We start from the raw sequence: 22730 nt of genomic DNA, 5'->3' as shown, positions 1-22730 counted from the left end.
GTGGCGAGTTTCCGCTTGAACCGAAACCAACCTATCATACCGCAAAATCGGACCCGTGGCATGGCAGAACCTATCGACATCGACCCGCGTGCGAAACGCGATCACGGCGGCGGCCTTGCGGCGGCGCGCGCGCAGTTCGGCGGCACGGCCCAGGATTGGGTTGACTTGTCCACCGGAATAAACCCCGCGCCATACCCGGTCCAGGGGCTGACCGCGCAGGATTGGGCCGCCTTGCCCGATCATGACGCCTTCGAGCGGTTGGTCGACGCCGCCCGCGCATTTTGGACCGCGCCTGATGGAGCCGCCATCCTGCCCGCACCCGGTGCCTCGGCCCTGATCGCGCGCTTGCCGATGTTGGCCGCACCTGCACAGGTCGAGATCACACCGCCCACCTACAACGAACACGCCGCTGCCTTTTCGACGCAAGGCTGGCAGGTGACGGATCACGCTCCAGCCCAAGCCCGGGTTCTGGTCCACCCCAACAACCCCGACGGGAGGCTCTGGACAAAAGACGACGCCACAGGCCACGACCTGATCGTGATCGACGAAAGCTTTTGCGACGTCACCCCCGAGGCCAGCCTGATCCAACTGGCCGCAGACCCCAATACGGTGATCCTCAAGAGCTTTGGCAAGTTCTGGGGCCTTGCCGGACTGCGCCTTGGCTTTGCCATCGCTCGCCCCGAAATCATCGCGCGGCTGAACGACATGACCGGACCCTGGGCAGTGTCCGGCCCGGCTTTGCGTGTCGGCACCCAAGCTCTGCAGGATCAGGCATGGGCCGAGGCCACGCGTATCCAGCTCGCCTGCGATGCCGACCGTCTGGACAATCTCATGACGAACAAAGGTGCAAAGCTTGCCGGAGGGACCTCGCTGTTCCGCCTCTACCGCGTCAATGACGCCAAAACCTGGCAAGACCGGCTGGCCGAGCACCACATCTGGAGCCGCATCTTCCCCTACTCTGAAACCTTCCTGCGCCTTGGCCTGCCGCCCGCGGACCGCTGGGAGCAGTTGGAGCGCGCCCTATGACACCCTTTGTCCTTGCCTCGGCCATGCTGCTGGATGCCGCCTTCGGAGAGCCTGACTGGCTCTGGTCCCGCATGCGTCACCCAGCCGTGCTGATGGGTGATTGCGTAGGCTGGCTGGAGCGCCGCCTGAACACCGGCGGGAACCGCCAACTCAAGGGCGTTGCAGCGGTCGTTGTGTTGACACTGGGGGCTTTGGGCCTCGGCGCACTTTTGGCTGCTTTTGGCCCGGTGGTTGAAATCTTGTGCTGTGCGATCCTTCTGGCGCATAAATCGCTGGTGAGCCATGTGCAGGATGTGGCCGACGCCCTGCGCCTGTCACTCACCGATGCCCGCCAAATGGTCTCGCGTATCGTCAGCCGCGACACCGGCGAGATGACCGGCCCGCAAGTGGCCCGCTCGGCCATCGAAAGCGCGTCCGAAAACCTCAGCGACGGGGTGGTTGCGCCCGCCTTCTGGTTCCTCGTCGCAGGGCTGCCCGGGCTTTTGATGTACAAGGTGATCAACACCGCTGACAGCATGGTGGGCTACCGCAACGAGCGTTTTTTGCAGTACGGCTGGGCTTCGGCGCGGTTCGATGATCTGCTGAACCTGATCCCTGCCCGCCTGACCGGGTTGCTGATCGTGATCCTGTCCAACCAATGGTCCAAGGGGCGCGAGATCATCGAGGACGCTCAACGCCACATCTCGCCCAACGCCGGCTGGCCCGAGGCCGCCATGGCCCGCGCACTGGACGTCGCTCTGGCTGGCCCACGCAGCTATCATGGCCAAATCCGCCACCTGGCCTGGGTCAACGAAGGCGCCCGTGAAGACATCGGTGCGCGCGAGGTAGAACGCGCGGTCAACATGCTCTGGCAGGTCTGGGCGCTGTGCTTGGGTCTGGTGATTGCCTGTCTCGTGGTGATGCTGATAGTCTGATCCAAACGAACATTGGACCGAATAGATTTCATGAAAATTTCCCACCTTCTCGCTGCCCTCACTTTGATTCCCGGCGCGGCTTTTGCCCAGTGCGGCGGGTCATTCAGCAGCTTTGTCTCCGGCCTCAAATCCGAAGCTGTCGGGCAGGGCTATGACGCCGCCACGGCAGACCGCTTTTTTCAAGGCGTGAGCCAAGATCAAAAGGTATTGCGCGCCGACCGGGCGCAAGGCGTGTTTCAAAAGCCCTTCATCGAATTTTCCCGCCGCCTGATCTCGCAGAACCGGATCGACCGGGGCCGCGCCATGGCCAAGAAGTACAACGCGGTCTTTGACCGGATCGAGGCGCAATACGGTATCTCCCGCGGAGTTCTTTTGGCCTTTTGGGCGTTCGAGACCGATTACGGCGCGTTCCAGGGCGATTTCAACACTCGCGACGCGTTGGTCACTCTGGCCCACGACTGTCGCAGGCCTGAGTTGTTCCGACCACAGATATTTGCCGCGCTGGAACTCTATGCACAGGGTGATTTCGACCCTGCCCGCACCACCGGTGCCTGGGCCGGTGAGATCGGCATGGTGCAGATGCTACCCCGCGACATCCTGGAAAATGGAGTGGACGCAGATGGTGACGGCACCGTTTCGCTGAAAACTTCGGCCCCCGACGCGTTGACCTCGGGTGGAAAGATGCTGTCTCACCTAGGTTGGGCCGCAGGCCAGCCGTGGCTGCAAGAGGTGACGGTGCCTGCCAATATGGATTGGTCGCTGAGCGGCCCCGGCAAGCCTCGCTCGGTATCGGATTGGCAGGCAATGGGCGTTCAGACGCGCGCCGGGTCGCTCGCCAACCTGCCCGCCTCGCTGATCCTGCCACAGGGCCACAAGGGACCAGCCTTCCTCGCCTATCCCAATTTCGACGTCTATTTCGAATGGAACCAGAGCTTTGTCTACGTTTTGACGGCAGCTTACTTCGCCACCCGGCTCGAGGGCGCCCAGATCTATGACGCCGGCAACCCGGACCAAGGGCTGGATGGTTCGCAAATGAAGCAATTGCAGCGCAAGCTGCAGGCGCGCGGGCACGACGTGGGCAAGGTCGATGGCATCCTTGGTGCCGGTACCCGCGCCGCGGTGCAGGCCGAGCAGGCTCGTCTGGGCATGCCCGCCGACGCCTGGCCGACCCCCGCATTGCTGGGACGCCTCTGACGGCAGTTTCGACCGACCAACGGAGCCCTCCCGCCCGTCGTCAATGTTTCTTACGAAACACCTCCTACCTTTGGGCCGAGCCTCGCTGCGCTCGGTGGTTGGCGCCCGATTGCGACCTGAGCCGCGTTCTTTTCAACGTAAGTTTGTCACCGAACACCCGCTACAGACGGGACCGCGCCGGGCTTTGCCCGGCGCCCGGCCCAAGGCCGTTGGCGGAGCTGACGCAGTCAGGTTCGCTCGGGCGCGGGGGCGTCCCCCCCCTTTAGCCTTGAAAACTCAATGCGTTTCGTCAGGCCGCACTGGGTATCGTTCGCCCTTTTCGTTGATCAAAACCAACCGACCATTGCTGTGAACAAACAGATCACAACGATGAAATCCGTTGCGAAATTCCGTACAGACACTGCCGTCGTTGGTTACTTCGAAGGTACCAAAAGCCGTCCCTCCCCCGTTTTCGGCCGAGTAGGTATAGGAATAGGCGCCTCCTGCCGAATACCGGGATTGGCCATCATCGTAGAACGTCAACACGCGCCCCTCTAGCGCCCCCACCTCGGCCCTCGTCAAAGGGACGTCCCCATCACGCAAGGACCACTCCGCCGCAGACACGGACCCGGACGCCAAAAGAAAGATCAACAGATATCGCATGAAACGATCTTGCCGCGCCAATCATCATATTGGGAATCACGTTGCGGTGAAGGGGTCAGGGTCGGATGCCAAACTCGAAAATCAGCGGCAGGCGTCCCGCCTTCTGGCGTCGCACCAGCTTGACCTCGTCCTTGTCGATCTGAACGTCACATTCACCCGGCTGGCTACGCAGGTTCACGCAGATGTGGCCTTTCCAGTGCAGCTTGACATTGCTCCCAACGGACACGCCTTCGCCGAAGCGATCCGCAAGTTCACCTCCGTTCAGGCCACCCTCTTCCGGCTCGTATTGCATCTGTTGCAATCCAGACACTGTGCTGCCTTCGGTTGCAAAATCGGTTCCGAAACGCGAGGCTCCAATGCGCCACAACGCCAATTCATCCGCGAAGGTTGGGCTCGCCAAGACGATGATAACAAAGGCATAAACAGCGCGCATGTTTGTAGAGTACCAGAGAAACCCTTGATTTTCTACCAATGCGTGATCAAGCGACCAGGGATTCCGCTTTCTTTAGATCAACCGACACCAATTGGCTCACGCCCTGCTCCTGCATGGTCACCCCAAACAGTCGGTCCATCCGCGCCATCGTCACCGCGTGGTGGGTGATGATCAGGAACCGCGTATCGGTCTGGCGGCACATCTCGTCCAGCAAGTCACAGAAGCGCGTGACGTTGGCATCGTCCAGTGGCGCGTCAACCTCATCCAGCACACAGATCGGTGCCGGGTTGGCCAGGAACACCGCAAAGATCAACGCCATCGCGGTGAGCGTCTGCTCGCCCCCAGACAACAGCGACAATGTCGACAGCTTCTTGCCCGGCGGCTGACACATGATCTCCAGCCCTGCATCCAGCGGGTCTTCGCTTTCGACCATCACCAGATTTGCTTCACCACCACCAAAGAGGTGTTTGAACAGCATCGCAAAGTTGGAATTCACCTGTTCAAAGGCGGTCAGCAAGCGCTCGCGCCCCTCACGATTCAGACTTGCAATACCGTTGCGCAGGGTCTTGATCGCCTCTTCCAGATCGGCCTTTTCTGCCGCCAGCGTGTCGTGCTCTTCCTGCACCTCGCGCGCGTCTTCCTCGGCGCGCAGGTTCACTGCGCCCATGGCGTCTCGCTGCCGCTTGTGCCTGTTAACCTCGGCTTCCAACGTTTCCGCATTGGGCATCTTGTCGGGGTCAACATCCAAGTCATTTAGCAGTTGGTTCGGCGTCAGCTGCTGATCCTCGGCAATCCGTTCGGCTGCCGTCACCACGGTCTCACGCGCGGCTTCGGCCCGCGCCTCGGCCGCTGCCCGCGCCTCGCGCGCCTCGGATGCCAACCGCTCCGCCTCTCGCTCGGCCAACATCGCCTCGCGGTGGGTGGCCTCGCCCACGGCCAGAGCATCAGCGGCGCCCTTGCGGCGCTCCTCGGCCGCTTCGGACTGTTCCGCCAGTTCCTCACGTGCCTCGGCAATCTCACCGGGCACTGACATCGCCTCGGCCAGATCTTCTTCAGATGTCGCCTTACGCTCGACCAGTTCGGAAATCCGCTTCTCGGCCGTCTCAAGGCGGTGGCGCCAGCCGCTGATGTCCTTGGTCACCTCTTGCGAGCGCTTGGTACGCGCGTCACCCTCGCGCCGCAGCTCGTCATGGGCCGACCGATGCGTCAGCATGGTGATCCGCGCCGCCTCGACCGTTTGCTTGATGTCCTCGACTTGCTGACGCGCGGTATCCAGGTCGCCCAACTCGGACAAGGCCTTTTCGGCGTCGCGCATCTGCACGCGCGCGGCCATCGCATCCTCTTTGTGCCGGTCCACGGCCAGCCCCAAGGTCTCGAGCCGCCCCTGCGCCAGATTGCGATCGGCTTCGGATTTGGACAGCGCCCGCGCCGCTTCGGCCACGCGCTGATCGGCAGCCCGACGCGCCTCACGCGCGCGGCGGTCGGCTTCGGTCACATCAGCCAACTGCTGCGAAAGCGCCTCATGCGCGGCGCGTGCCCCGTCAGCCTGGGCGCTCACCCGTTCCAACTCCTGTTTCAAAGCTTCCAACCGGTTGAGCTGTTCCAACCGCATCGCCGCCGCACTTGGCGCATCCTCGGCCCAGGCACGGAAGCCATCCCACCGCCACAAGTCGCCTTCGCGTGACACCAGCCGCTGCCCCGGTTTCAACGCCGCTTGCAGCCGTCCGCCGTCATCGCCGCGCACAATCCCGATCTGCGCAATCCGGCGGCTCAGGCGATCGGGTCCCGACACATGCAGCGCCAGCGGCTCAGCCCCCTCGGGCAAAGCCTGATCCGCATCATAACCCGGAACCTGAACCCAGCCCGACGGGCCGTCATCTTCGGCCAAGGGCGCGCGCAGATCATCAGACAGCGCCGCCCCAAGTGCCTTTTCATACCCCGGTGCCACGCGCAGCAGGTCCATCACCTGCCCGCCCTCTGCCGTGTCTCGCGCCACCAGTTTGGCCAGCGCCGTGGTCTCGGCCCGGATCGCGCCCACTTCACCCTCGGCCTCGGATCGCTGCGCGCGGGCCTCGCTCTCGCGGGCCTGCGTGTCGTTGCGCAATTCATCCGCCGCCTCCAGCGCCTCTTCCGCGGCCTCTGCGGCCTCGCTCGCCTCTTCCTCGGCATCCAGCGCTTCGCCATAGGCATCAACCGCCTGCTCCAAAGCCATCTCGGCCTCGCTCACCGCATCGCGGGCGCGGGCCTCTTCGCCCTCGGACCGGTCCAAGGTCTTGCGACTGTCATCGACCAGACGCTGCGCCGACTGGTGCCGCGCCGCCAAGCGGGCGACGTCCTCGGTCATCTGCGATAGGTGATCCTCGCGCTCTTGCAGCACGGACGCCGCCTCGCGCGCGACCTCACTTGCCTCTGCTAGCTTATCGGCCTGCCCTTCGCTGGCCTTGGCCAACTCGCGCGCTTCCCATTCCAACCGCTCGATTGTGTCGCCCGCGTCGCGGTTAAGACCCGTCTCGCGCTCGATGTCCTGACCCAACTGGTTGATCCGCGCCGTCAGCGTCTCAATCGTTTGCCGCGCGCGGGTTTCCTGATCGCCGAGCGCATCGCGTTGCACCTGCATCCGCTGCAGAACCGCGGCTGCAATCGCCTCTTCTTCACGCAGCGGCGGCAGCGCCTCCTCAGCCGCGCCTCGCGCCTTGGCGGCTGCTCGCGCCATGGCCTCGGCCTGCGCCGCCTCGGTCGTGCGCCCACGCAGCACTTCTTCGGCGCTCAACCGCGCCTCGTCCGCCTCTTTCCAGCGACGGTAGAGCAGCATCCCCTCGGCCTGCCGCAAAAGCGAGCCGATCTCGCGATACCGCGCCGCCTGTCGCGCCTGCCGCGCCAACTGGCTCAGCTGCGCCGCCAATTGCTCCAGCACGTCATCCACGCGGGTCAGGTTGGTCTCGGCCCCTTTCAGCTTCAACTCGGCCTCATGCCGCCGCTGATACAGCCCCGAGATACCCGCCGCCTCTTCCAGGATACGCCGCCTTGCCTTGGGTTTGGCGTTGATCAGCTCGGAAATCTGCCCCTGCCGAACCAGCGCAGGCGAATGCGCGCCGGTCGAGGCATCGGCAAAGAGCATCTGCACATCGCGCGCGCGAACATCCTTGCCATTGGTTTTATAGGCGCTGCCCACATCCCGCGTGATGCGGCGAATTATTTCCAGCTGGTCGCTGTCGTTGAACCCCGACGGTGCCAACCGTTCCGAGTTGTCCATCAACAAAGACACTTCGGCAAAGTTGCGCGCGGGCCGCGTCGCGGCGCCCGCAAAAATCACATCTTCCATCCCGCCGCCGCGCATCGCCTTGGGACGGTTTTCGCCCATCACCCACCTGAGTGCTTCCAGCAGATTGGACTTGCCGCAGCCGTTTGGCCCCACAACACCGGTCAACCCGTCCGCGATGATCAGATCGGTCGGATCGACAAAGCTTTTGAAGCCGGTCAGTCGGAGTTTGGAAAAGCGCAAATGGCAGGCCCTTGTGATTCCTTATCCCAACCAGCCTGCGCAGCCATTAACGACCTGTCAACGCTAACGCCACCCTATCTAGACCGACTTCCTATGTTATCCACAAGATATTGCTACTGTGGATCGCAGGTCATATCCGTGCGTGTCTCGCCCGAAGCCGTGATCCAGGTTCGTTGCCTGCATTCCAACCGGGGCAAACCTTGCCCCGGTGTCCCGCCATAAGGCGTACACGTGACGTCCGTCCAAACCTCGGCCCCACTGGAAGCCGTGACCGAATTCCATTCACGACAGTCATATTGCGGCGAGTGGCCCGCATCACCGATCTCAGCCACGATCTTGTCGGCTTGCGCAATGAACGTTTGCGCCTGCGCCGGATTGCACCCCTTGACGCCCCAAGTCACAAAGCGGCTGACGCGGTACACCTTGGCGATGGGACAGCCCGACTGCTTCGCCATAATCTGCTCGAGCGCCACGTAGTAGGCATCCGCGTCTTGCAGGTCCGACACCCGACGCCGCGCCTTTACCACATCGTCGTTGATCTGAACCTCGACGGCATAGCCGCCGACGTTCAGCTTTTGCACCGGCTCACCGGCCGTGAACCCCGCCTCGGGCGGGGCGCAGGCGACAGCCAGCCAAAGGGTGGTAAAAGCAAGGAACCGGATCATGCCGCCACCCTCAGCAGGAATGGTTAACAATTCCTTAGTCAGACAAGGCGCGACGCAGAACCGCGCCCAATCTGGACACACCTTCGCCAATTGCCGCCGCATCCGAATTGGAGAAGCTCAACCGGATCGTGTTGGTCCCTGATCCATCTGCAAAGAAGGCTCCACCGGGAACAAACGCCACCCGCTCCTCGCGGATCGCGCGGTCCAACAGCCTGGCCCCGTCCATACCCTTTGGCAGGGTGATCCAGACAAACATGCCGCCCTCAGGCCGTGTCCAATCCACGCCCTCGGGCATGTGATCACTCAATGCTGCCAACATCGCATCCCGCCGCGCGCAATAGGCCGCGCGCAAGTTGCTCACATGCGCCTCGAAACACGCCTCGGCCACACCATGAATGGCCATCTGGTTGATCGTGGGCGAATGCAGGTCCGCCGCCTGTTTCATCAGCACCAGCTTCGAGATCACCGGCTTGGCAGCCACAATCCAGCCCACGCGCAGCCCCGGCGACAGGGTCTTGGAGAACGAACCGCAATAGATCGTCCGACAGGCCTCCAGATCGCCCTTTTGCGCAAGTTCCATCGCCAGGATCGGTTGGATCGCGTCGCCGTCATAACGCAGAGCTTGATAGGCACCGTCCTCGATGATTGCGCAATCCAGTTCCTCTGCCATGTCGATCAACCGTGCTCGCCCGGCCGCATCCACCGTCTCTCCCGTGGGGTTCGAGAAATCGGCCGACAGGTAGGCAAACTTGACCCGACCGCCAGCAACCTCGGCCCGATCGGCATAGTCGGACACATCATGATTGACGCCCAGGTCCAGCCGATCAAACCGCGGCTCATAAGCGTTGAACGCTGCCAAAGCACCCAGATATGTCGGCCAGTTCACCAGCGCCGTATCCCCGGGCGACAGCATCAGTTTGCCCAGGTAATCCAGCGCCTGCTGCGACCCCGATGTGATCAGGACGTTGTCCACATCACAAGGCACCCCGATACCTGCCATATGATCCACCAGCCATTCCCTCAGTGGCAGATACCCCTCGCTCACCGAATACTGCAGTGCCTTGGCCTGATGCTGCGGGTCCAACGCCTTTGCGTATGCCGCCTGAAACGCCTCGGCCGGGAACAGCGCCGGATCCGGAATGCCCCCCGCAAACGAGATGATGTCAGGCTGGTCCAGCAGTTTCAGCAACTCGCGAATTTCCGAGGCCTTGAGCCGGTCGGCGCGGGTTGCGAACATCTCCTCTAGTTTCATCTGTCTCCCTCCTCCAAAACTGCGGGCCAGCCTAGGCAGACGGGGATTTAAGTCAAATATGCTGACCTTTGTTACAGAAAATGTGATCAGTCAGTCACTCTGACCTTTCCTTGCTTGCAGCCACGCTGCAGCCGTGGTCATATGTTTTGACCAATTTGAACGAAGGCCCCGGTCATGCCCTTTCAGAAAGTCCAGCCCGAGAAACTGTCGACCTCGGTGGTGCGTCAGATCGAACTGCTGATCCTGCGCGGAATCCTGCGTCCGGGCGAACGTCTGCCCTCGGAACGCGAACTGGCCGACAGGCTGGGCGTCTCGCGCCCATCTCTGCGCGACGCAATTGCCGAGCTACAAGAGCAGGGCTTGCTCAGCGCCAAGGCGGGATCGGGCGTTTTTGTGGCCGAGGTTTTGGGCAATGCATTCTCTCCAGCCCTGACGCGGCTGTTTGGCGCCCATGACGAGGCGATGTTCGACTATCTGTCGTTCCGCAGGGACATCGAAAGTCTGGCCGCCGAACGTGCAGCGCGACTGGGATCAGACAGTGACCTCAAGGTCATTCAGGCGATCTTTGACAAGATGGTCGCGGCCCACGGCTCTCCTGGTTCGGACGAAGAGGCGCGTCTTGACGCCGAGTTCCACATGGCGATCCTCGAGGCGAGCCACAACGTCGTGATGCTGCACATGATGCGGTCGATGTTCGACCTGCTGCGGGCGGGCGTCTTCTACAACCGGCGTATCATGTTCCACCAACAGCACACCCGCGCCTCAATCCTGGACCAGCACCGCGCCATAAACGACGCCCTGCAGGCTCGCGATCCTGTCGCCGCCAAAGCCGCTGTTGAGGCGCATCTGAGTTTCGTCAAACAGTGCCTGTCCGACCAACAGATCGCCGAACGCAACGAAGCCATCGCCCGACAGCGCCTGGAACACGAAACCGGTCAGAGCTAGCACGTCTCCAAATGCAAAAAAATAACGGGGGCACTCCCGCACCCGAGCGGTCCTGGCTGCGCCAGCCCCGCTAACGGCTTTGGGCCGAGCGCCGGGCTAAGCCCGGCGCGGTCTGGCTTGGGGCAGTCGTTCCGCCACAATCCCCATCCGCCGAGCACCGCGAGGCCCGGCCCAACGGGAGGCGATGTCCCGCAAGGGGCATCAACGACGGGCGGGAGCACCCCCTTTTACCTTCCACCGTGAACCCCAAAAAAAACCCGGCCTCATCAGCCGGGTTTCTTTGAATCGTTTTGTCGCAATCTGCTTAATGCAGTTTGGCCTCCACTTCAGCGATAGCCGCGTCGATCAGCTTGTTGCCTTGCGCTGCGGTCATCTGATTGGCAATCACCTCGTTTGCCGCCGAAACGGCGATGGTGATGGCCTGGTCGCGGACCTCTTTGACGGCCGAAGCCTCAGCCGACGCAATCTGGTCCTGAGCAGCGGCCAGACGGCGTGCAATCGATACTTCCAGATCGGCTTTGGCCTGCTCTGCTGCCAGAGAGGCGTCGTCTTTTGCAGCTGCCACGATGGCGGCGGCCAGGTCCTGAACCTCTTTCTGCTTGCGCTCGTACGAGGCCAGCAGAGCTTGGGCTTCATCACGCAATGCACGGGCTTCATCAAGCTCGGACTGGATGCCCTGAGCGCGATTGTCCAGCGCACCGCCAATCATGCCGGGCACCTTGAAGTAGAACAGCACCCCGATGAACACCAGGAAGCCCAGCGTCACCACAAAGTCGGTGTTGCCCAGCGAAAAGAACGGACCGCTTGCGGCAAGCGCGGGGCTTGCAGCACCAGCTGTCAGGATAAGGGCGAGTGTGTTACGCATGGCTCTTATCCTTTCATCCGAGCGTCGATCGCACCAGCGATACCAGCCTCATCCGCCTGACCACCCAAGGCGGTCACGATTTCGCCTGCGGTGTCCTTGGCAACAGCCTGAATGCTGTCCAGGGCACCGGCACGGATCTCGGCAATCGCCGCTTCCGATTCAGCTGCCTTGGCGGCAATCTCGGCATCCGCCTTGGCGATGGCCACATCCAGGTCAGCCTGGATTTCGGCGCGTGCCTCGGCTGCGATGGCCTGTGCTTGTGCACGGGCATCAGCCAGAGCCTTGTTATAGGCGTCTTCCGCTTCAACCGCTTTGGCCTTTAGGTCCTCAGCGGCAGCAATGTCGTTTGTGATGGTGCCCTGACGCTCGGCCAGGATGGCACCAATGCGCGGCAGAGCCACACGCGACAGGATCAGAAAGATCACGACCAGCGTAATGACGAGCCAGAAGATCTGGTTGCCCATCCACTCTCCGCAGAGCTGGGGCATACCGACCGCGCTGCCGTACGAGTCGACGCAGGCGCTGACGATGTCTTTGGTCTCAGTTGCCATGTCGGTCTCCTTGGAAACTTAGCTTACATTGGGCAGCGCGATCGTGTCGAACTGCCCAACCGTAAGGATGTCGGTTCCCGAAGGTCTTAGACGGCGAACATCAGCAGCAGAGCGACCAGGAATGCGAAGATGCCCAGAGCTTCTGCGAACGCGATACCGATGAACAGGGTCGCGGTTTGCGATGCGGCGGCCGAAGGGTTGCGCAGAGCGCCGGCCAGGAAGTTACCAGCTACGTTACCAACACCGATAGCGGCTGCGCCGGAACCGATTGCTGCCAGGCCTGCGCCGATGTGTGCGAGATCGCCTTCCATGAGAATTCTCCTTACGATTGGAAGTTTCGATTTTAGGGGTTCAGAACCTTAGTGCGACGGATGCAGCGCATCTTTCAGATACACACAGGTCAGAATTGTGAATACGTAGGCCTGGATAAAGGCCACGAGGATTTCCAGGCCATACATGGCCGTGATTGCCAGAACGGATACCGGCGAGATCACTGTGATGGCGGCAAAGCCAGCGAACACCTTGATCACCGCGTGACCGGCCATGACGTTACCAGCAAGACGGATCGAGTGGCTGACGGGACGTACGAAGTACGAGATCAACTCGATCACAGCCAGGATGGGACGCAGCGCCAGCGGCGCGCTCGACACCCAGAACAGACCCAGGAAACCGGCGCCGTTGATGACGAAACCCAGGATGGTCACGGTCAGGAACACGGCCAGCGCCAACACGGCGGTTACGGCAAAATGAGATGTGGTGGTGAAGGACATCGGCAGCAGGCCCAGGAAGTTGGCGCTGACGATGAACATGAAGAGCGTCATGATGTACGGGAAGAACTTGATGCCGTCCTTGCCGCAAACATCTTCGACCATCTTGTAGATGAAGCCATAGGTCAGTTCCGCGATCGACTGGCCGCGGCCGGGGACGATGGCGCGCTTGGACGTGGGCAGAACCAGGAGGGCAATCACGGCCACGATGGCCAGAGCCAGCCACAGAGTCACATTGGTGATGGTGAACATGCCAACCGCACCGTCGCCAAACAACGGCTTGACGATGAACTGATCCATCGGGTGGAAAACCAGGCTGCTGCCTTCTGCGGCTGTTGTATCGCTTGCCACGATCTAGTCCCTCTCGTTCTTCTCGGCGCCGGTGTCTTGCTCGGCGGCCAATGCCTTGTCCTGAACCTCTTTCGCGCTGCGCATCATTGTCTTGATGCCGGCGGCAAGGCCCAACAGTGTAAACAGCACCAGGAATATCGGGATGGTCCCGAACAGGTAATCCAACCCGTACCCAATGCCAAAGCCGATCCCGATGCCGGCCGTCATTTCGATGACCATCCGCCAGGCAAGCTCGCCATGGGAAAAGCCCCGATCCACACGCTCGGTCGGCTCGTTCGCCTTTTTCACCGTCGCGATCCGCGCCTCCAGCTGCGACAGGCGCTGCTTTTGGTCTTCTTCGGTCACGGGTGAACCCCTCACGTTGTCTTGGGTGTGGTGCTAAGGCGGTGAGAGCTTAGAGTCAACGACAGTTATGACGCAGGCAGACACCACTTAACAACCTGTTTTATATGAATTAAATAAAACTCCACAAGCTCGACCGCACCACCCACCGACCACAGCCTCCCCGAAATCCCCTGATTTCCATATTCAACCAAAAGGTTGATTAACGCGTTGGTACCAAACCACGGACCAGAGCATTACTCCAGTTGGGCAAGATGAAAGCCATGCAGCTTCTTTCCAATGCGCCACGCAGGGACCACCCCAATGAATAACCGGCTAAAGCGCAAAGAAATCGTTGGATTCTTGGCCTCGAATAAAGAACTTCACCCGGAACTCAGTCGAGCGTGTTCTTGTAGACTTTACCGTCTTTCATGATCAGATCGAAATTCTCGTGCGGGTCTGCGATCAGGTCGATATCTTGCAGCGGATTGCCGTCCACAAGGATCAAGTCGGCATAAGCGCCCTTTGCGATCACACCCAAATCACCTTGTTGATAGGGGTGGCGTGGGCCCGAGAGTTTGAGCAGTTCGGCATTGGTTGAAGTCGCCATTTTCAGCACCTCATATGGCGTGTACCAGCGCTGCAATTTGGCAAGGAACGCGCCTTGCCGTTCGGCCAGTTTTGGATCGAACAGGATGTCGGTGCCGAAAGCGACTTTCACGCCAACTTCTTTCGCCGTTTTGTAGGTGAAATCTGTGCCGTTGGTGACGTCGATCCATTTCTGCTGGCTGACAGGGTCGTCGAAAGAAAAGCCATCCTCGTCATCCAGCAAAGGCTGCACTGACAACCAAACTTCATTGTCGCGCATCAGTTCCATCGTTTCGCGGCTCATCAAAAAGCCATGCTCGATGGACTTAACGCCAGCGGCAACGGCAATTTCAACGGCCTCGTCCGTGAAGACATGAGATGCAACATAGGTGTTGTAGGTATCGGCCACCTCTACGAAAGCCTCGATTTCTGCCTTGGTGTATTGGCGTACATCCAGAGGATCATAGGTGGATGAAACCCCGCCACCGGTGGAGATCTTAAGTTGGGTTGCGCCCATGCGCATGATTTCACGCGCGCGTTTGACCACTTCCGGAACACCATCAGCTTGCGCCATCAAACCAACGCTATACCAGTACCATTGCGAATCCGCGCCGTTCGTCGGAACCGCTTGGTAGGGGCGATAGTCAAAGTGGCCGCCGGTTTGCGTCACGGGCGGGCCGGACGGCAGGATACGGGGGCCTTCGATCTCGCCTGCGTCAATCATCCGTTTTATGGCAAATGAATTACCGCCAACGTCGCGCACCGTTGTAAGGCCGCGCATTAACGTACCTTCGGACCCGATGGCACCACGCACCGCGACCTCAAGAATATCACCGGTCACAACCACGCTCTGCGGGTTGCAGCAGTAGAGCGTGTGCCAGTGTACGTCGATCAGGCCCGGCATCAACGTGCGTCCGCCGCCGTCGATGACGATGCCATTGGCGACAGCAAGGGACTCTGAGGATACTTCTGTAATCAGATTGTCAGTAACAACAACATTGGCATTCTCAATCATTTCCTCATTCACACCGTCAAACACGTTGACGTTTGTGAACAGTATCGGTCCCCCGTCCTGGGAGAGCGCCTGCGAACTGGCTATAGCGAGAGTAATCGACGAAACCGCCGCAAGTTTGGGAAAATTCATTTTTATGTTCCTGAGAAAATGATGTCAGCAGAAGCGAGCTTTTTCAATATTTACCTCACTTTTCTGCCAAGTCGACTTTTTCTGTACAACCGCCTCTGCCCTTGCCTCTCATCCCCCAACCTCCGGCGAGTCTTTCAAATTTGGTCGCAGAATATGCCTTTTCACCGGTTCAACCCAGCGCACATCCGGCAAGTTACGTGGAACAGGGCCATCCCCTCAGATCCGATGTCTCCTCCAACAACCACTCCCGAAACGCCCGCGCCGCCTTGTGCCGCCTCGCTCGCGTGCTTTGCACCAACCGCATCGCCCCGTCGCGGAACCCGGCGTCGAAACAGCGGATCAACCGCCCGGCCGCGACCTCTCCGGCCACGCAATCCCCCGCGCCCAAGTAAACGCCCAGACCCTGCACCGCCGCCTCGAATGCCAGCTCCGTCTCTAGATGCTTGCGCGGATCGGGAACTTCACCGGGCGCCAATCCCGCCAACTGCCCCCATCGGTCCCAGAGGCCCATTCCGCGATCTTTGAACCGGCGGTATTGCAACACCTCGCGTGGATCTCGCCACCCCTCGGTTCGTAGATCCGGCGCAGCGTAGACATGCAGCGGCGTGTCACTGATCAGGTCGGATGGTGCGTCCAACACACCCCGAAACGCGAACCGCAAGGCAATGTCCGCCTCATACCGGTCCACGTCCGCCAATGCGTTGGTCGCCTCGACGTGTACCTCAACATCAGGATAAGCGTCGTAGAAGAACTTTAACCGCGGCATCAGCACCTTGAGCGCAAAAAGCGGCTCGCTGCTGACGGTGATCCGGCCCTCGGGCGCTTCGCCCAGATCTTCGGTCGCGTCCGAGATCAGATCGAGCGCCACAGTGACCCGCGACAGGTAGTTGCGCCCCTCAGCTGTCAGTTCCAACCCGCGCGGCAGATCCCGAAACAGGGCCACGCCCAGGCGATGCTCCAATCCGCGCACATGGCGACTGATGGCTGAATGACTGACGTTCAGCTCTTGCGCCGCACGACTGAAGTTCTCGTGCCGACCGGCGGCCTCAAAGGCGCGCAGAGCGTTCAAAGGGGGTAAAGGGCGGGACATATCCGATATGTGCATTTTTTGCACATAAGCTGTCAAGCAATTGAAATTGTGATGCCACGACGGCGCCTCCATATCATCAACACAGAAAGGAACATAGGTGTGACATGACCGCAATCGACCTGATCCGACCCGTAAAGCAAACTGATCGTTTTTGGCACAATGCCCTCAAATGGCTCAACCCAAAGCCAAGCGCGGCCACTGGCCCCCTGCCTCGAGACGACAGGTTCGCCCGCGACGCTGGGGTAACGTCGACGCAGCAAGCGCTGCTCGAATTGCAATGGCCGTCACAGACGACCCGCCACCCGATGCTCTGAACCCTTTTCGGGCGGGGAAACTCGGGCTATGACGAAGGCATGACCGACCAACTCGATGCCGTCTTTGCCGCCCTTGCCGATCCCACCCGCCGCGCGATCCTGTCGATGCTGCTGGAGGATGACATGGCGGTGACGGATGTGGCCGAACCCTTTGAGATGTCGCTGGCTGCCATCTCGAAACATCTGACCATCCTGACCCGCGCCGGGCTGATTGCTCAGGAGAAGCGAGGCCGCGTGAAATGGTGCAAGCTGGAGCCGGATTCGATGCGCGCTGCCAGTGTCTGGATGCAAGGGTTCGGTCAATTCGAACCGGTCAACTTGGACGCCTTCGAACGGTTTCTCGAAGAAGAGCTGTCAGACCAGGACGCCCCCCAAGCCTGACCCGCCCGCATCCTCGCCCTGTGCTGATGCCCCCCACGCGCCACAAGCGCCACCGCGCCGGGCGCAGCCCGGCGCCCGGCCCAACGGGAGGATGTTTTTCGCCAGAAAAATTGACGACGGGCGGGAGCCCTCCACCGACGCAGTAGCGCAACCACAGGATTCGTAGCGCTCCCGCCCCCGTTTCATGCCCCTCCAGGCCCTCACGGCGTTGGGCCGGACGCCTCGTTGATGCGAGGCGTCCCACCGCAGAACGCCAAACTCGTATCAGGCGGCAAGCCGATCACAGTGTCCTGCGCACCATTGCCGCAAGATCTCCACCCCAGTCGCACTCGCCGCTCGCCGTTTGCGATACCGACATTCGGCCGCTTAAAATGACGTCGGCTGTCCCATTTTTCTTCAAAGCAACAGGCCAGCCCCTCGGCCACCAAACTGCTGCCGGATATGTTGGAATTGTTAAATCCGCACGCCATGGCTCGCGCACAATGGTGCAGTTCACGCGCCAGCATGGACCGAATGGCTTGGGCAAAATTAGCCTTCTGATGCGTGTGCTCCACATCCACCGTTACCGTGATCTGGTGCACGCAAGTGACAAAGCCGCCGATCCCTAGCCGCGGAATCACGATCGGGGGAACCTCCATCACCGCCACATCGATATCCGCCGGGTCGAGCTTGCAAACTCAGTCGGCCGCCGTTTGCTCCAACACCGACAAAAGGCCGTGGTGCATATGCTCCGCCAGAACGCCGTTGGCTTGCAGGATGTGAACTCGGACCGACCTGCGATCCCCTCACATATTCACACCACCAGGGGACATTCCTGGATTCCACTCACAGAGATCAGATCTCCGCCTCAAGATCAGTGCTAAAAGAACCCGCCGCAACCTCGGCCCAACCTCTTCAAATCCTTCCCGCTGATAAAACGCCAAAGTCCGCGCCCAGTCGGGCTGCGGCGGCGCACCAACCTCAAGCCGTTTCCAACCGCGTTCTCGCCCGCTGGCCTGCGCTGTTTCCATCAACAGACGCGCCACCCCGGCCGAGCGCCAGTCAGGGCTGACGTAAAGCTCGGACACCTCGCCAAACACGCCCCCCGCATAAATGGCGGCACATTCGTTGAGCACCAAAACACCGACAGCCTCATCCCCCGCGACCGCCAAAAACGCCGTCACCGAGGGTAGCGCCAGCACTGTTTCGGCATTTGCCGCCACGACGGCGGGGTCAACCGGGACTCCATCCAGCTCAGTCAAAAGTGCCGTGATCAAACCCGCGACATCAGAGGCCTCACTCAGCCCCGCCTCTCGGACCTCAGGGGCCTCACGCATCATCCAACCCTTTTGTCTCCATCACAGTGTCCGACTTCCCGACGTCCAGCAACATCCACAGCGCCACCACCGTCAGCGCCACACCGACCAGCACCAGCCCAGTTGGCGCACCGTGGCCAAGCGCGATCTCCCACACAATGACCCAACTGGGTGTCAGATAGGTATAGGCCATGACCTTGGCCGCTGGCAGATGAAGCGTCGCAAACTGCAGCAACACAAAGGTCGCCGCACTGGCAAAGATCGCGACATAGAAAATCGTGATCCAGACCACGGGCCGCAAGTTGGCCCAATCGGTGGCACGGATGTCAGACCAACCATAGACCCACAGCAAGCCGCCCCCCGCGACCAGCATGCCAAACGTGAAAACCACCGCGGGCTCGCCCCGGTTCAGCTTGCGCACCATCGGGGTATAGATCGCATGGGCTGCGCAGCCCCAGAAATAGATGATCTCTCCCTGCCCGATCTCGAACGCGCGCAAGGCCGCCAGATCGGCACGAAAGATCACCCACAGAGCCCCTGCCCCGCCGACCGCCAAAGCCAGCGCCATCCAGGGGGTCGTCACCTGCCGCAGCAGCACCCAACCCGCCACCGCCGCCATCACCGGCGTCAACGTGAACACGGCCGCCGCACTTACCGGCGGCGCAGTCTTGAGCCCCTCGAACATCAAAACGAAATAGGTGGCAAACAGCCCACCCAGCACCAGGTACCGCCACGGCGCTTGCGCCGCCGAGCGCGGCAGACCGGTTGTGGCCAAAGCCGCCACCCCGATCACAACCGCCGCAATGACAAATCGCACCGCGTTCAAGGCCGTCGGCGCAATCTCATTTGCAACCAAGCCGCCCAGCGAGAAGCTCCCCGCGACCAGAGCTGAGAAACACAGCATCGCGAGATGCCCGCGCATCACGAATGTCAGATTTCCCACGACTTGGATCGCTCTTTCAGAAACTTCAGGAACGCCTGCACCTTGGTCGTGCGATGCAGATCCACATGCGTCACCAGCCACAACTTTCCTGACCATTCTTGCATCGGCTCGGTCACTTGCACGAGATCGGATTGCTGCGAGGCGACCCAACGCGACATGAACCCGATGCCTGCTCCCGCACGAATGGCGGCATGGGCCGAAAACACATCCGTGCAGCGAAAGACGATCTGCTGTTCTGACACCTGATTGCGCAACCATCGATAAAACGGCGCACGGCTGTTTTCATCGTCGCTGCCTACAAACATATGCCCGTCAAAATCATCAATCCCCGACGGCATGCCGTGGCGCTCGACGTAGGATGTGCTGGCATAAAGCCCCATGGTGTCCGACACGAAAGGCTGCACCACATTGTCCGGCTGATTTGGCGCGGCACCTGCGCGAATGGCCACATGCGCCTCGCCATACTCAAGGCGGAACACCCGGTCTCCGGTCAGATAACGCACCACCAAATCGGGGTGCATCTGCTGAAACGCGGCCAGTTCTGGCACCAAGAGAGGCCCAACCGCAGCCAGCGAGGTCACCACCAGCTCCCCCGAGACATCATCGCCTTGCCCTTTGAGGCGCCCGACCAGCTGATTGAATTGATCCTCGGTCGCCTGCGCCACCCGCAGCAAGTCAGACCCGGCCTCGGTTGGTGTATAGCCGCGCGCATGGCGCTGAAACAGCTTGATTCCCAAACGTGCCTCAATCGAGTCGATATGACGGATCACGGTTGCATGGTGTACGCCCAACACTTCGGCCGCACCACTGACAGTTCCCATCCGGGCCACCTGAAACGCTGTACGCACCTCATCCCAATTGTCCATGACACCTCTCCCGACACTGCTCGCCAATGTGCAAAAACAAACAAAACTTGTTCAATTATGGCAATTGCGTTCAAATTTGCAACGAATATGTCCAATGGAACAGTTCCCGCAACCGCCTTCAAGGACAATCGCTCATGACCTCCACCGTTCTGCACATCGACACATCAGCCCGTCGCCAGGGTTCGGCCACCCGCGAGCTGACCGGCCAGATCGTCAAACAGATCTCGCCTGCCCGCATCATCCGCCGCGATCTGGCCACGCCGCTGCCCCTCATCAACGAAGATTGGGTCAACGCCAACTTCACCCCCGCCGATGCGCGCACCGACGAGCAGCAAGACCTCCTGTCGCTGTCGGATCAACTGGTCGCCGAGATCAAGGATTCTGACACCGTTGTCATCGGCCTGCCCATGTACAATTTCGGTGCCCCTGCCAGCTTCAAGGTCTGGGTCGACCTCATCGCCCGCGCGGGTCTTACGTTCCAATACACCGCCGAAGGCCCCAAGGGCTTGCTGAGCGGCAAACGCGTCATCGTTGCCGTGGCCACCGGCGGCGTTCCGCTCGGCTCGCCGGTTGATCACCTCTCGGGCTATATCCGCCAGATCATGGGCTTCATCGGCCTGACCGACGTGGAATTCGTGGCAGCCGAGGGCATGTCCACCGCTCCCGAAACCGCTCTGCAAGCCGCTCGCGACGCGGTTGCCAAACTGGCGGCCTAATCTGAACTTCAGACACCGATCCGTCGCCTCTTTCGCCCGAACCGGCGCCAAATCAGCGCCCCCAAAAACAATGCGCCGCCGCCCTGACCTGCGGGGGCGCAACTGTTTATGCGTGCGATCCCGCTGGACCTGATTGCCAGCAACCAGATTGAGCGCTCAAAATTCTCGTGGTCGTTTCGTTCCTCGAAAGCTATTCAGGAAACAGGAGGAAAACCTTGGAGCGAAAGCTGGCCGCAATTCTCGTCGCCGATATGGTCGGCTATACCGCTCGAATGGAGCGGGACGAAGCCAGCACGTTCGAAGGTCTTTCGGTCTACATGACCGAGTTTGCCATTCCACTTGTCGAGCGGAACCACGGCAAGGTCATTAAACTGCTTGGCGATGGTCTTTTGGCCCGCTTTGAAAGCGCCACAGATGCCGTAACCTGCGCGTTTGAATGGCAAAAGAAACCATCTGACGGGTCAGATCCAATGCGCTTTCGCATCGGCGTCAATCTTGGCGACATCATTCTGCGTGACGGGGATGTCTTTGGCGCAGGCGTCAATCTGGCGTCACGTCTGGAAAAACTCGCTCCGCCGGGTGGTGTACTTGTGTCTGATGCGGTGTATCGCGCTGCCCGCAATCGGCTGCCAGTTTCCTGGGAAGACGCCGGGACACTATCGGTCAAAAACGTCACCGACCCCGTACAGGCTTGGCGGTTTGGCGGAGTGACGACCAACAACAGCCAACAGCCCAAACCAGTCGAGAAATTCAAACCCATAATCGCCGTCTTGCCATTTCACAACATGAGCGATGATCCGGAACAGCTTTTCTTCACCGACGGCATAGCAGAAGACATCATCACAGGCCTGTCGCGTTTTCGCACGCTACAGCTGGTCTCAAGAAACGCCTCGTTTCGGTTCCGGGACCAGAACGCCGACCCGGCCGAAATCGTCGCGACTCTGGGCGCGGATTACCTGATCGAAGGGAGTGTACGCAAAGCAGGCAGCCGGGTCAGGGTTTCGGTACAGCTTGTCGACGCGAATTCGGGGTCACAATTGTGGTCGGATCGGTACGACCGAGAGCTGGAGGACGTTCTCGAGGTTCAGGACGACGTGACGCGAAGCATCGTGGCCGTCCTGCCCGGACGCGTCCAGCACGATGTCGCGGACCGTTCAGCGCAAAAACCCGACGACGAGATGAGGGCGCACGAGCTGATGCTGAAGGGCAAAGCCCTTCGCGACGGCCTGAATGCGCGTGATACGGCAAAGGCCCGGGCGCTGCTGGAACGCGCGATTGCGCTCGACCCGTCGATCGCCCGATCGTTCATGTACCTCTCAGACACCTATGTCATTGATCTTTGGCTGGGATTGGCGGACTCCGAAGCAACCGGCCATGTCTTGCACATTGCTCGCAAAGGCGCGGCATTGGACAACCGGGATGTCTATATCCAGGACCAGCTCGGCTTTGCTTACTTGTGCGCGGGTCTGTGGCACGAGGCGGAGGCGCAGTTTGAAAAAACGCTGTCCCTGATCGAAAACGAAGCCGAATCCATGGCCTGGTGCGGGTACGCCTTTCTCTTGCTGGGGCAGCACCAAAAGGCGCGTGACATTGTGTCAGAGGCGATGAAACTGGACCCCCTGCACCCCCCGGCCATCGCTTGGATCATGGGGCAGATAGAATTCTTCTGCGGAAACTTCGAAGCCGCACTGGGTTTGTTGATGGGAGAGGCCCGGCTCAATTCGCTGGCGACCGCTTTCGTGGCGGCGTCTTACGCAAAGCTCGGTCGTCAGACCGAAGCCGAAGGAACCCTTGTTGAATTCATTGCCGAACGCCGCGACGAACTCCTGAGTCGAAATATCAAAGTGGACGAAGAAACCGTCTCCAACCTCGCGCGGGGATATCAGACCATGTGGCGGCGACCAGATGATTTTGAACACCTCGCGGCGGGCCTGCACAAAGCCGGTTTATCCAATTAAGGCACCC

23 protein-coding genes are annotated in these 22730 nt (G+C 60.7%); 7 read left to right on the top strand and 16 right to left on the bottom strand.

The annotated features are described in order from the left end of the window. Positions 1-60 precede the first annotated feature (60 nt). Genes cobD through TRM7615_RS17805 form a run of 3 tightly spaced genes read left to right on the top strand, consistent with a single transcriptional unit; the run spans position 61 to position 3134 of the window. Complete coding sequence (gene cobD / locus TRM7615_RS17815; RefSeq protein ID WP_108789976.1) at positions 61-1026, top strand: threonine-phosphate decarboxylase CobD; 966 nt, start codon at positions 61-63, stop codon at positions 1024-1026. Continuing rightward, positions 1023-1940 (top strand): adenosylcobinamide-phosphate synthase CbiB, encoded by a 918-nt coding sequence (gene cbiB / locus TRM7615_RS17810; RefSeq protein WP_108789974.1) that lies wholly within the window; start codon positions 1023-1025, stop codon positions 1938-1940. Before cobD ends, cbiB begins: the two co-directional genes overlap by 4 nt. A gap of 30 nt (positions 1941-1970) precedes the next feature. Continuing rightward, positions 1971-3134: a lytic murein transglycosylase gene (locus TRM7615_RS17805; protein ID WP_108789972.1), complete on the top strand. Its 1164-nt coding sequence runs from the start codon at positions 1971-1973 to the stop codon at positions 3132-3134. A gap of 276 nt (positions 3135-3410) precedes the next feature. Here the strand turns inward: TRM7615_RS17805 and TRM7615_RS17800 are convergent, their stop codons facing one another. From TRM7615_RS17800 to TRM7615_RS17780, 5 genes are all read right to left on the bottom strand, one after another. After that, on the bottom strand, positions 3411-3776 hold the full coding sequence (locus TRM7615_RS17800; RefSeq protein WP_108789970.1) for a hypothetical protein: 366 nt from the start codon (positions 3774-3776) through the stop codon (positions 3411-3413). A 55-nt stretch (positions 3777-3831) separates the two neighbouring features. Beyond that, positions 3832-4209: a hypothetical protein gene (locus TRM7615_RS17795; protein ID WP_108789968.1), complete on the bottom strand. Its 378-nt coding sequence runs from the start codon at positions 4207-4209 to the stop codon at positions 3832-3834. Between the two features lie 46 nt (positions 4210-4255). Next, the gene (locus tag TRM7615_RS17790; RefSeq protein ID WP_108789966.1) at positions 4256-7711 is read right to left on the bottom strand and encodes a chromosome segregation SMC family protein; all 3456 of its coding nucleotides are present in this window, start codon (positions 7709-7711) and stop codon (positions 4256-4258) included. A gap of 113 nt (positions 7712-7824) precedes the next feature. Continuing rightward, on the bottom strand, positions 7825-8376 hold the full coding sequence (locus tag TRM7615_RS17785) for a hypothetical protein (RefSeq protein WP_108789964.1): 552 nt from the start codon (positions 8374-8376) through the stop codon (positions 7825-7827). 34 nt (positions 8377-8410) lie between these two features. Next, complete coding sequence (locus tag TRM7615_RS17780; RefSeq protein WP_108789961.1) at positions 8411-9628, bottom strand: aminotransferase-like domain-containing protein; 1218 nt, start codon at positions 9626-9628, stop codon at positions 8411-8413. A 174-nt stretch (positions 9629-9802) separates the two neighbouring features. On the opposite strand from TRM7615_RS17780, the gene TRM7615_RS17775 reads away from it, so the two are divergent. Beyond that, positions 9803-10573: a FadR/GntR family transcriptional regulator gene (locus TRM7615_RS17775; RefSeq protein WP_108789959.1), complete on the top strand. Its 771-nt coding sequence runs from the start codon at positions 9803-9805 to the stop codon at positions 10571-10573. A 304-nt stretch (positions 10574-10877) separates the two neighbouring features. Here the strand turns inward: TRM7615_RS17775 and TRM7615_RS17770 are convergent, their stop codons facing one another. The 7 genes from TRM7615_RS17770 to TRM7615_RS17740 form a co-directional block, all read right to left on the bottom strand. Beyond that, positions 10878-11438, bottom strand: coding sequence for a F0F1 ATP synthase subunit B (locus tag TRM7615_RS17770; protein ID WP_108789957.1), 561 nt, complete (start codon positions 11436-11438; stop codon positions 10878-10880). 5 nt (positions 11439-11443) lie between these two features. Then, the gene (locus TRM7615_RS17765; RefSeq protein ID WP_108789955.1) at positions 11444-11989 is read right to left on the bottom strand and encodes a F0F1 ATP synthase subunit B'; all 546 of its coding nucleotides are present in this window, start codon (positions 11987-11989) and stop codon (positions 11444-11446) included. A gap of 86 nt (positions 11990-12075) precedes the next feature. Beyond that, complete coding sequence (locus TRM7615_RS17760; protein WP_011048925.1) at positions 12076-12300, bottom strand: F0F1 ATP synthase subunit C; 225 nt, start codon at positions 12298-12300, stop codon at positions 12076-12078. Positions 12301-12348: 48 nt separating this feature from the next. Further along, positions 12349-13107: a F0F1 ATP synthase subunit A gene (locus TRM7615_RS17755; protein ID WP_108789953.1), complete on the bottom strand. Its 759-nt coding sequence runs from the start codon at positions 13105-13107 to the stop codon at positions 12349-12351. 3 nt (positions 13108-13110) lie between these two features. Continuing rightward, positions 13111-13452 carry an AtpZ/AtpI family protein gene (locus tag TRM7615_RS17750; protein ID WP_085794290.1) on the bottom strand — a complete coding sequence of 114 codons (342 nt, stop codon included), beginning with the start codon at positions 13450-13452 and terminating at the stop codon, positions 13111-13113. A 370-nt stretch (positions 13453-13822) separates the two neighbouring features. Continuing rightward, on the bottom strand, positions 13823-15160 hold the full coding sequence (locus tag TRM7615_RS17745; protein ID WP_108789951.1) for a metal-dependent hydrolase family protein: 1338 nt from the start codon (positions 15158-15160) through the stop codon (positions 13823-13825). Between the two features lie 193 nt (positions 15161-15353). Then, a complete protein-coding gene (locus TRM7615_RS17740; protein WP_165821471.1) occupies positions 15354-16250 on the bottom strand; it encodes a LysR substrate-binding domain-containing protein in 897 nt (298 codons plus the stop codon). 353 nt (positions 16251-16603) lie between these two features. Between TRM7615_RS17740 and TRM7615_RS17730 the strand changes: the two genes are divergently transcribed. Continuing rightward, positions 16604-16945, top strand: a complete 342-nt coding sequence (locus tag TRM7615_RS17730; protein ID WP_108789945.1) for an ArsR/SmtB family transcription factor — start codon at positions 16604-16606, stop codon at positions 16943-16945. 200 nt (positions 16946-17145) lie between these two features. On the opposite strand, the gene TRM7615_RS17725 is transcribed toward TRM7615_RS17730, so the two are convergent. The 4 genes from TRM7615_RS17725 to TRM7615_RS17710 form a co-directional block, all read right to left on the bottom strand. Then, entirely contained in the window at positions 17146-17583 is a 438-nt protein-coding gene (locus TRM7615_RS17725; protein WP_108789943.1) for a DUF2268 domain-containing putative Zn-dependent protease, read from the bottom strand. A 147-nt stretch (positions 17584-17730) separates the two neighbouring features. Next, the gene (locus tag TRM7615_RS17720; protein WP_235824129.1) at positions 17731-18264 is read right to left on the bottom strand and encodes a GNAT family N-acetyltransferase; all 534 of its coding nucleotides are present in this window, start codon (positions 18262-18264) and stop codon (positions 17731-17733) included. Further along, positions 18254-19162: a DMT family transporter gene (locus tag TRM7615_RS17715; RefSeq protein ID WP_108790111.1), complete on the bottom strand. Its 909-nt coding sequence runs from the start codon at positions 19160-19162 to the stop codon at positions 18254-18256. Before TRM7615_RS17715 ends, TRM7615_RS17720 begins: the two co-directional genes overlap by 11 nt. Positions 19163-19170: 8 nt before the next feature. Further along, complete coding sequence (locus tag TRM7615_RS17710) at positions 19171-20049, bottom strand: LysR family transcriptional regulator (RefSeq protein ID WP_108789941.1); 879 nt, start codon at positions 20047-20049, stop codon at positions 19171-19173. 134 nt (positions 20050-20183) lie between these two features. Here TRM7615_RS17710 and TRM7615_RS17705 point away from each other — a divergent pair, with 134 nt between their 5' ends. Together TRM7615_RS17705 and TRM7615_RS17700 are read left to right on the top strand one after the other, a co-directional pair. After that, positions 20184-20765, top strand: a complete 582-nt coding sequence (locus TRM7615_RS17705; protein ID WP_108790108.1) for an FMN-dependent NADH-azoreductase — start codon at positions 20184-20186, stop codon at positions 20763-20765. Between the two features lie 215 nt (positions 20766-20980). Then, positions 20981-22723 carry an adenylate/guanylate cyclase domain-containing protein gene (locus tag TRM7615_RS17700; RefSeq protein ID WP_108789939.1) on the top strand — a complete coding sequence of 581 codons (1743 nt, stop codon included), beginning with the start codon at positions 20981-20983 and terminating at the stop codon, positions 22721-22723. Positions 22724-22730 lie beyond the last annotated feature (7 nt).

Source organism: Falsiruegeria mediterranea M17, assembly GCF_900302455.1.
Classification (GTDB): domain Bacteria; phylum Pseudomonadota; class Alphaproteobacteria; order Rhodobacterales; family Rhodobacteraceae; genus Falsiruegeria; species Falsiruegeria mediterranea.
This window is presented reverse-complemented; position numbering and strand designations above follow the sequence as displayed.

Excerpts from the sequence above, each read along its gene's own strand:
- TRM7615_RS17725 (WP_108789943.1), bottom strand. The coding sequence starts at position 17,583 with ATGGAGGTTCCCCCGATCGTGATTCCGCGGCTAGGGATCGGCGGCTTT.
- TRM7615_RS17715 (WP_108790111.1), bottom strand. The coding sequence starts at position 19,162 with ATGCGCGGGCATCTCGCGATGCTGTGTTTCTCAGCTCTGGTCGCGGGG.
- TRM7615_RS17720 (WP_235824129.1), bottom strand. The coding sequence starts at position 18,264 with ATGATGCGTGAGGCCCCTGAGGTCCGAGAGGCGGGGCTGAGTGAGGCC.
- TRM7615_RS17765 (WP_108789955.1), bottom strand. The coding sequence starts at position 11,989 with ATGGCAACTGAGACCAAAGACATCGTCAGCGCCTGCGTCGACTCGTAC.
- TRM7615_RS17775 (WP_108789959.1), top strand. The coding sequence starts at position 9,803 with ATGCCCTTTCAGAAAGTCCAGCCCGAGAAACTGTCGACCTCGGTGGTG.
- TRM7615_RS17760 (WP_011048925.1), bottom strand. The coding sequence starts at position 12,300 with ATGGAAGGCGATCTCGCACACATCGGCGCAGGCCTGGCAGCAATCGGT.
- TRM7615_RS17785 (WP_108789964.1), bottom strand. The coding sequence starts at position 8,376 with ATGATCCGGTTCCTTGCTTTTACCACCCTTTGGCTGGCTGTCGCCTGC.
- TRM7615_RS17745 (WP_108789951.1), bottom strand. The coding sequence starts at position 15,160 with ATGAATTTTCCCAAACTTGCGGCGGTTTCGTCGATTACTCTCGCTATA.
- cobD (WP_108789976.1), top strand. The coding sequence starts at position 61 with ATGGCAGAACCTATCGACATCGACCCGCGTGCGAAACGCGATCACGGC.
- TRM7615_RS17770 (WP_108789957.1), bottom strand. The coding sequence starts at position 11,438 with ATGCGTAACACACTCGCCCTTATCCTGACAGCTGGTGCTGCAAGCCCC.
- cbiB (WP_108789974.1), top strand. The coding sequence starts at position 1,023 with ATGACACCCTTTGTCCTTGCCTCGGCCATGCTGCTGGATGCCGCCTTC.
- TRM7615_RS17795 (WP_108789968.1), bottom strand. The coding sequence starts at position 4,209 with ATGCGCGCTGTTTATGCCTTTGTTATCATCGTCTTGGCGAGCCCAACC.
- TRM7615_RS17780 (WP_108789961.1), bottom strand. The coding sequence starts at position 9,628 with ATGAAACTAGAGGAGATGTTCGCAACCCGCGCCGACCGGCTCAAGGCC.
- TRM7615_RS17710 (WP_108789941.1), bottom strand. The coding sequence starts at position 20,049 with ATGGACAATTGGGATGAGGTGCGTACAGCGTTTCAGGTGGCCCGGATG.
- TRM7615_RS17805 (WP_108789972.1), top strand. The coding sequence starts at position 1,971 with ATGAAAATTTCCCACCTTCTCGCTGCCCTCACTTTGATTCCCGGCGCG.
- TRM7615_RS17730 (WP_108789945.1), top strand. The coding sequence starts at position 16,604 with ATGACCGACCAACTCGATGCCGTCTTTGCCGCCCTTGCCGATCCCACC.
- TRM7615_RS17705 (WP_108790108.1), top strand. The coding sequence starts at position 20,184 with ATGACCTCCACCGTTCTGCACATCGACACATCAGCCCGTCGCCAGGGT.
- TRM7615_RS17800 (WP_108789970.1), bottom strand. The coding sequence starts at position 3,776 with ATGCGATATCTGTTGATCTTTCTTTTGGCGTCCGGGTCCGTGTCTGCG.
- TRM7615_RS17740 (WP_165821471.1), bottom strand. The coding sequence starts at position 16,250 with ATGTCCCGCCCTTTACCCCCTTTGAACGCTCTGCGCGCCTTTGAGGCC.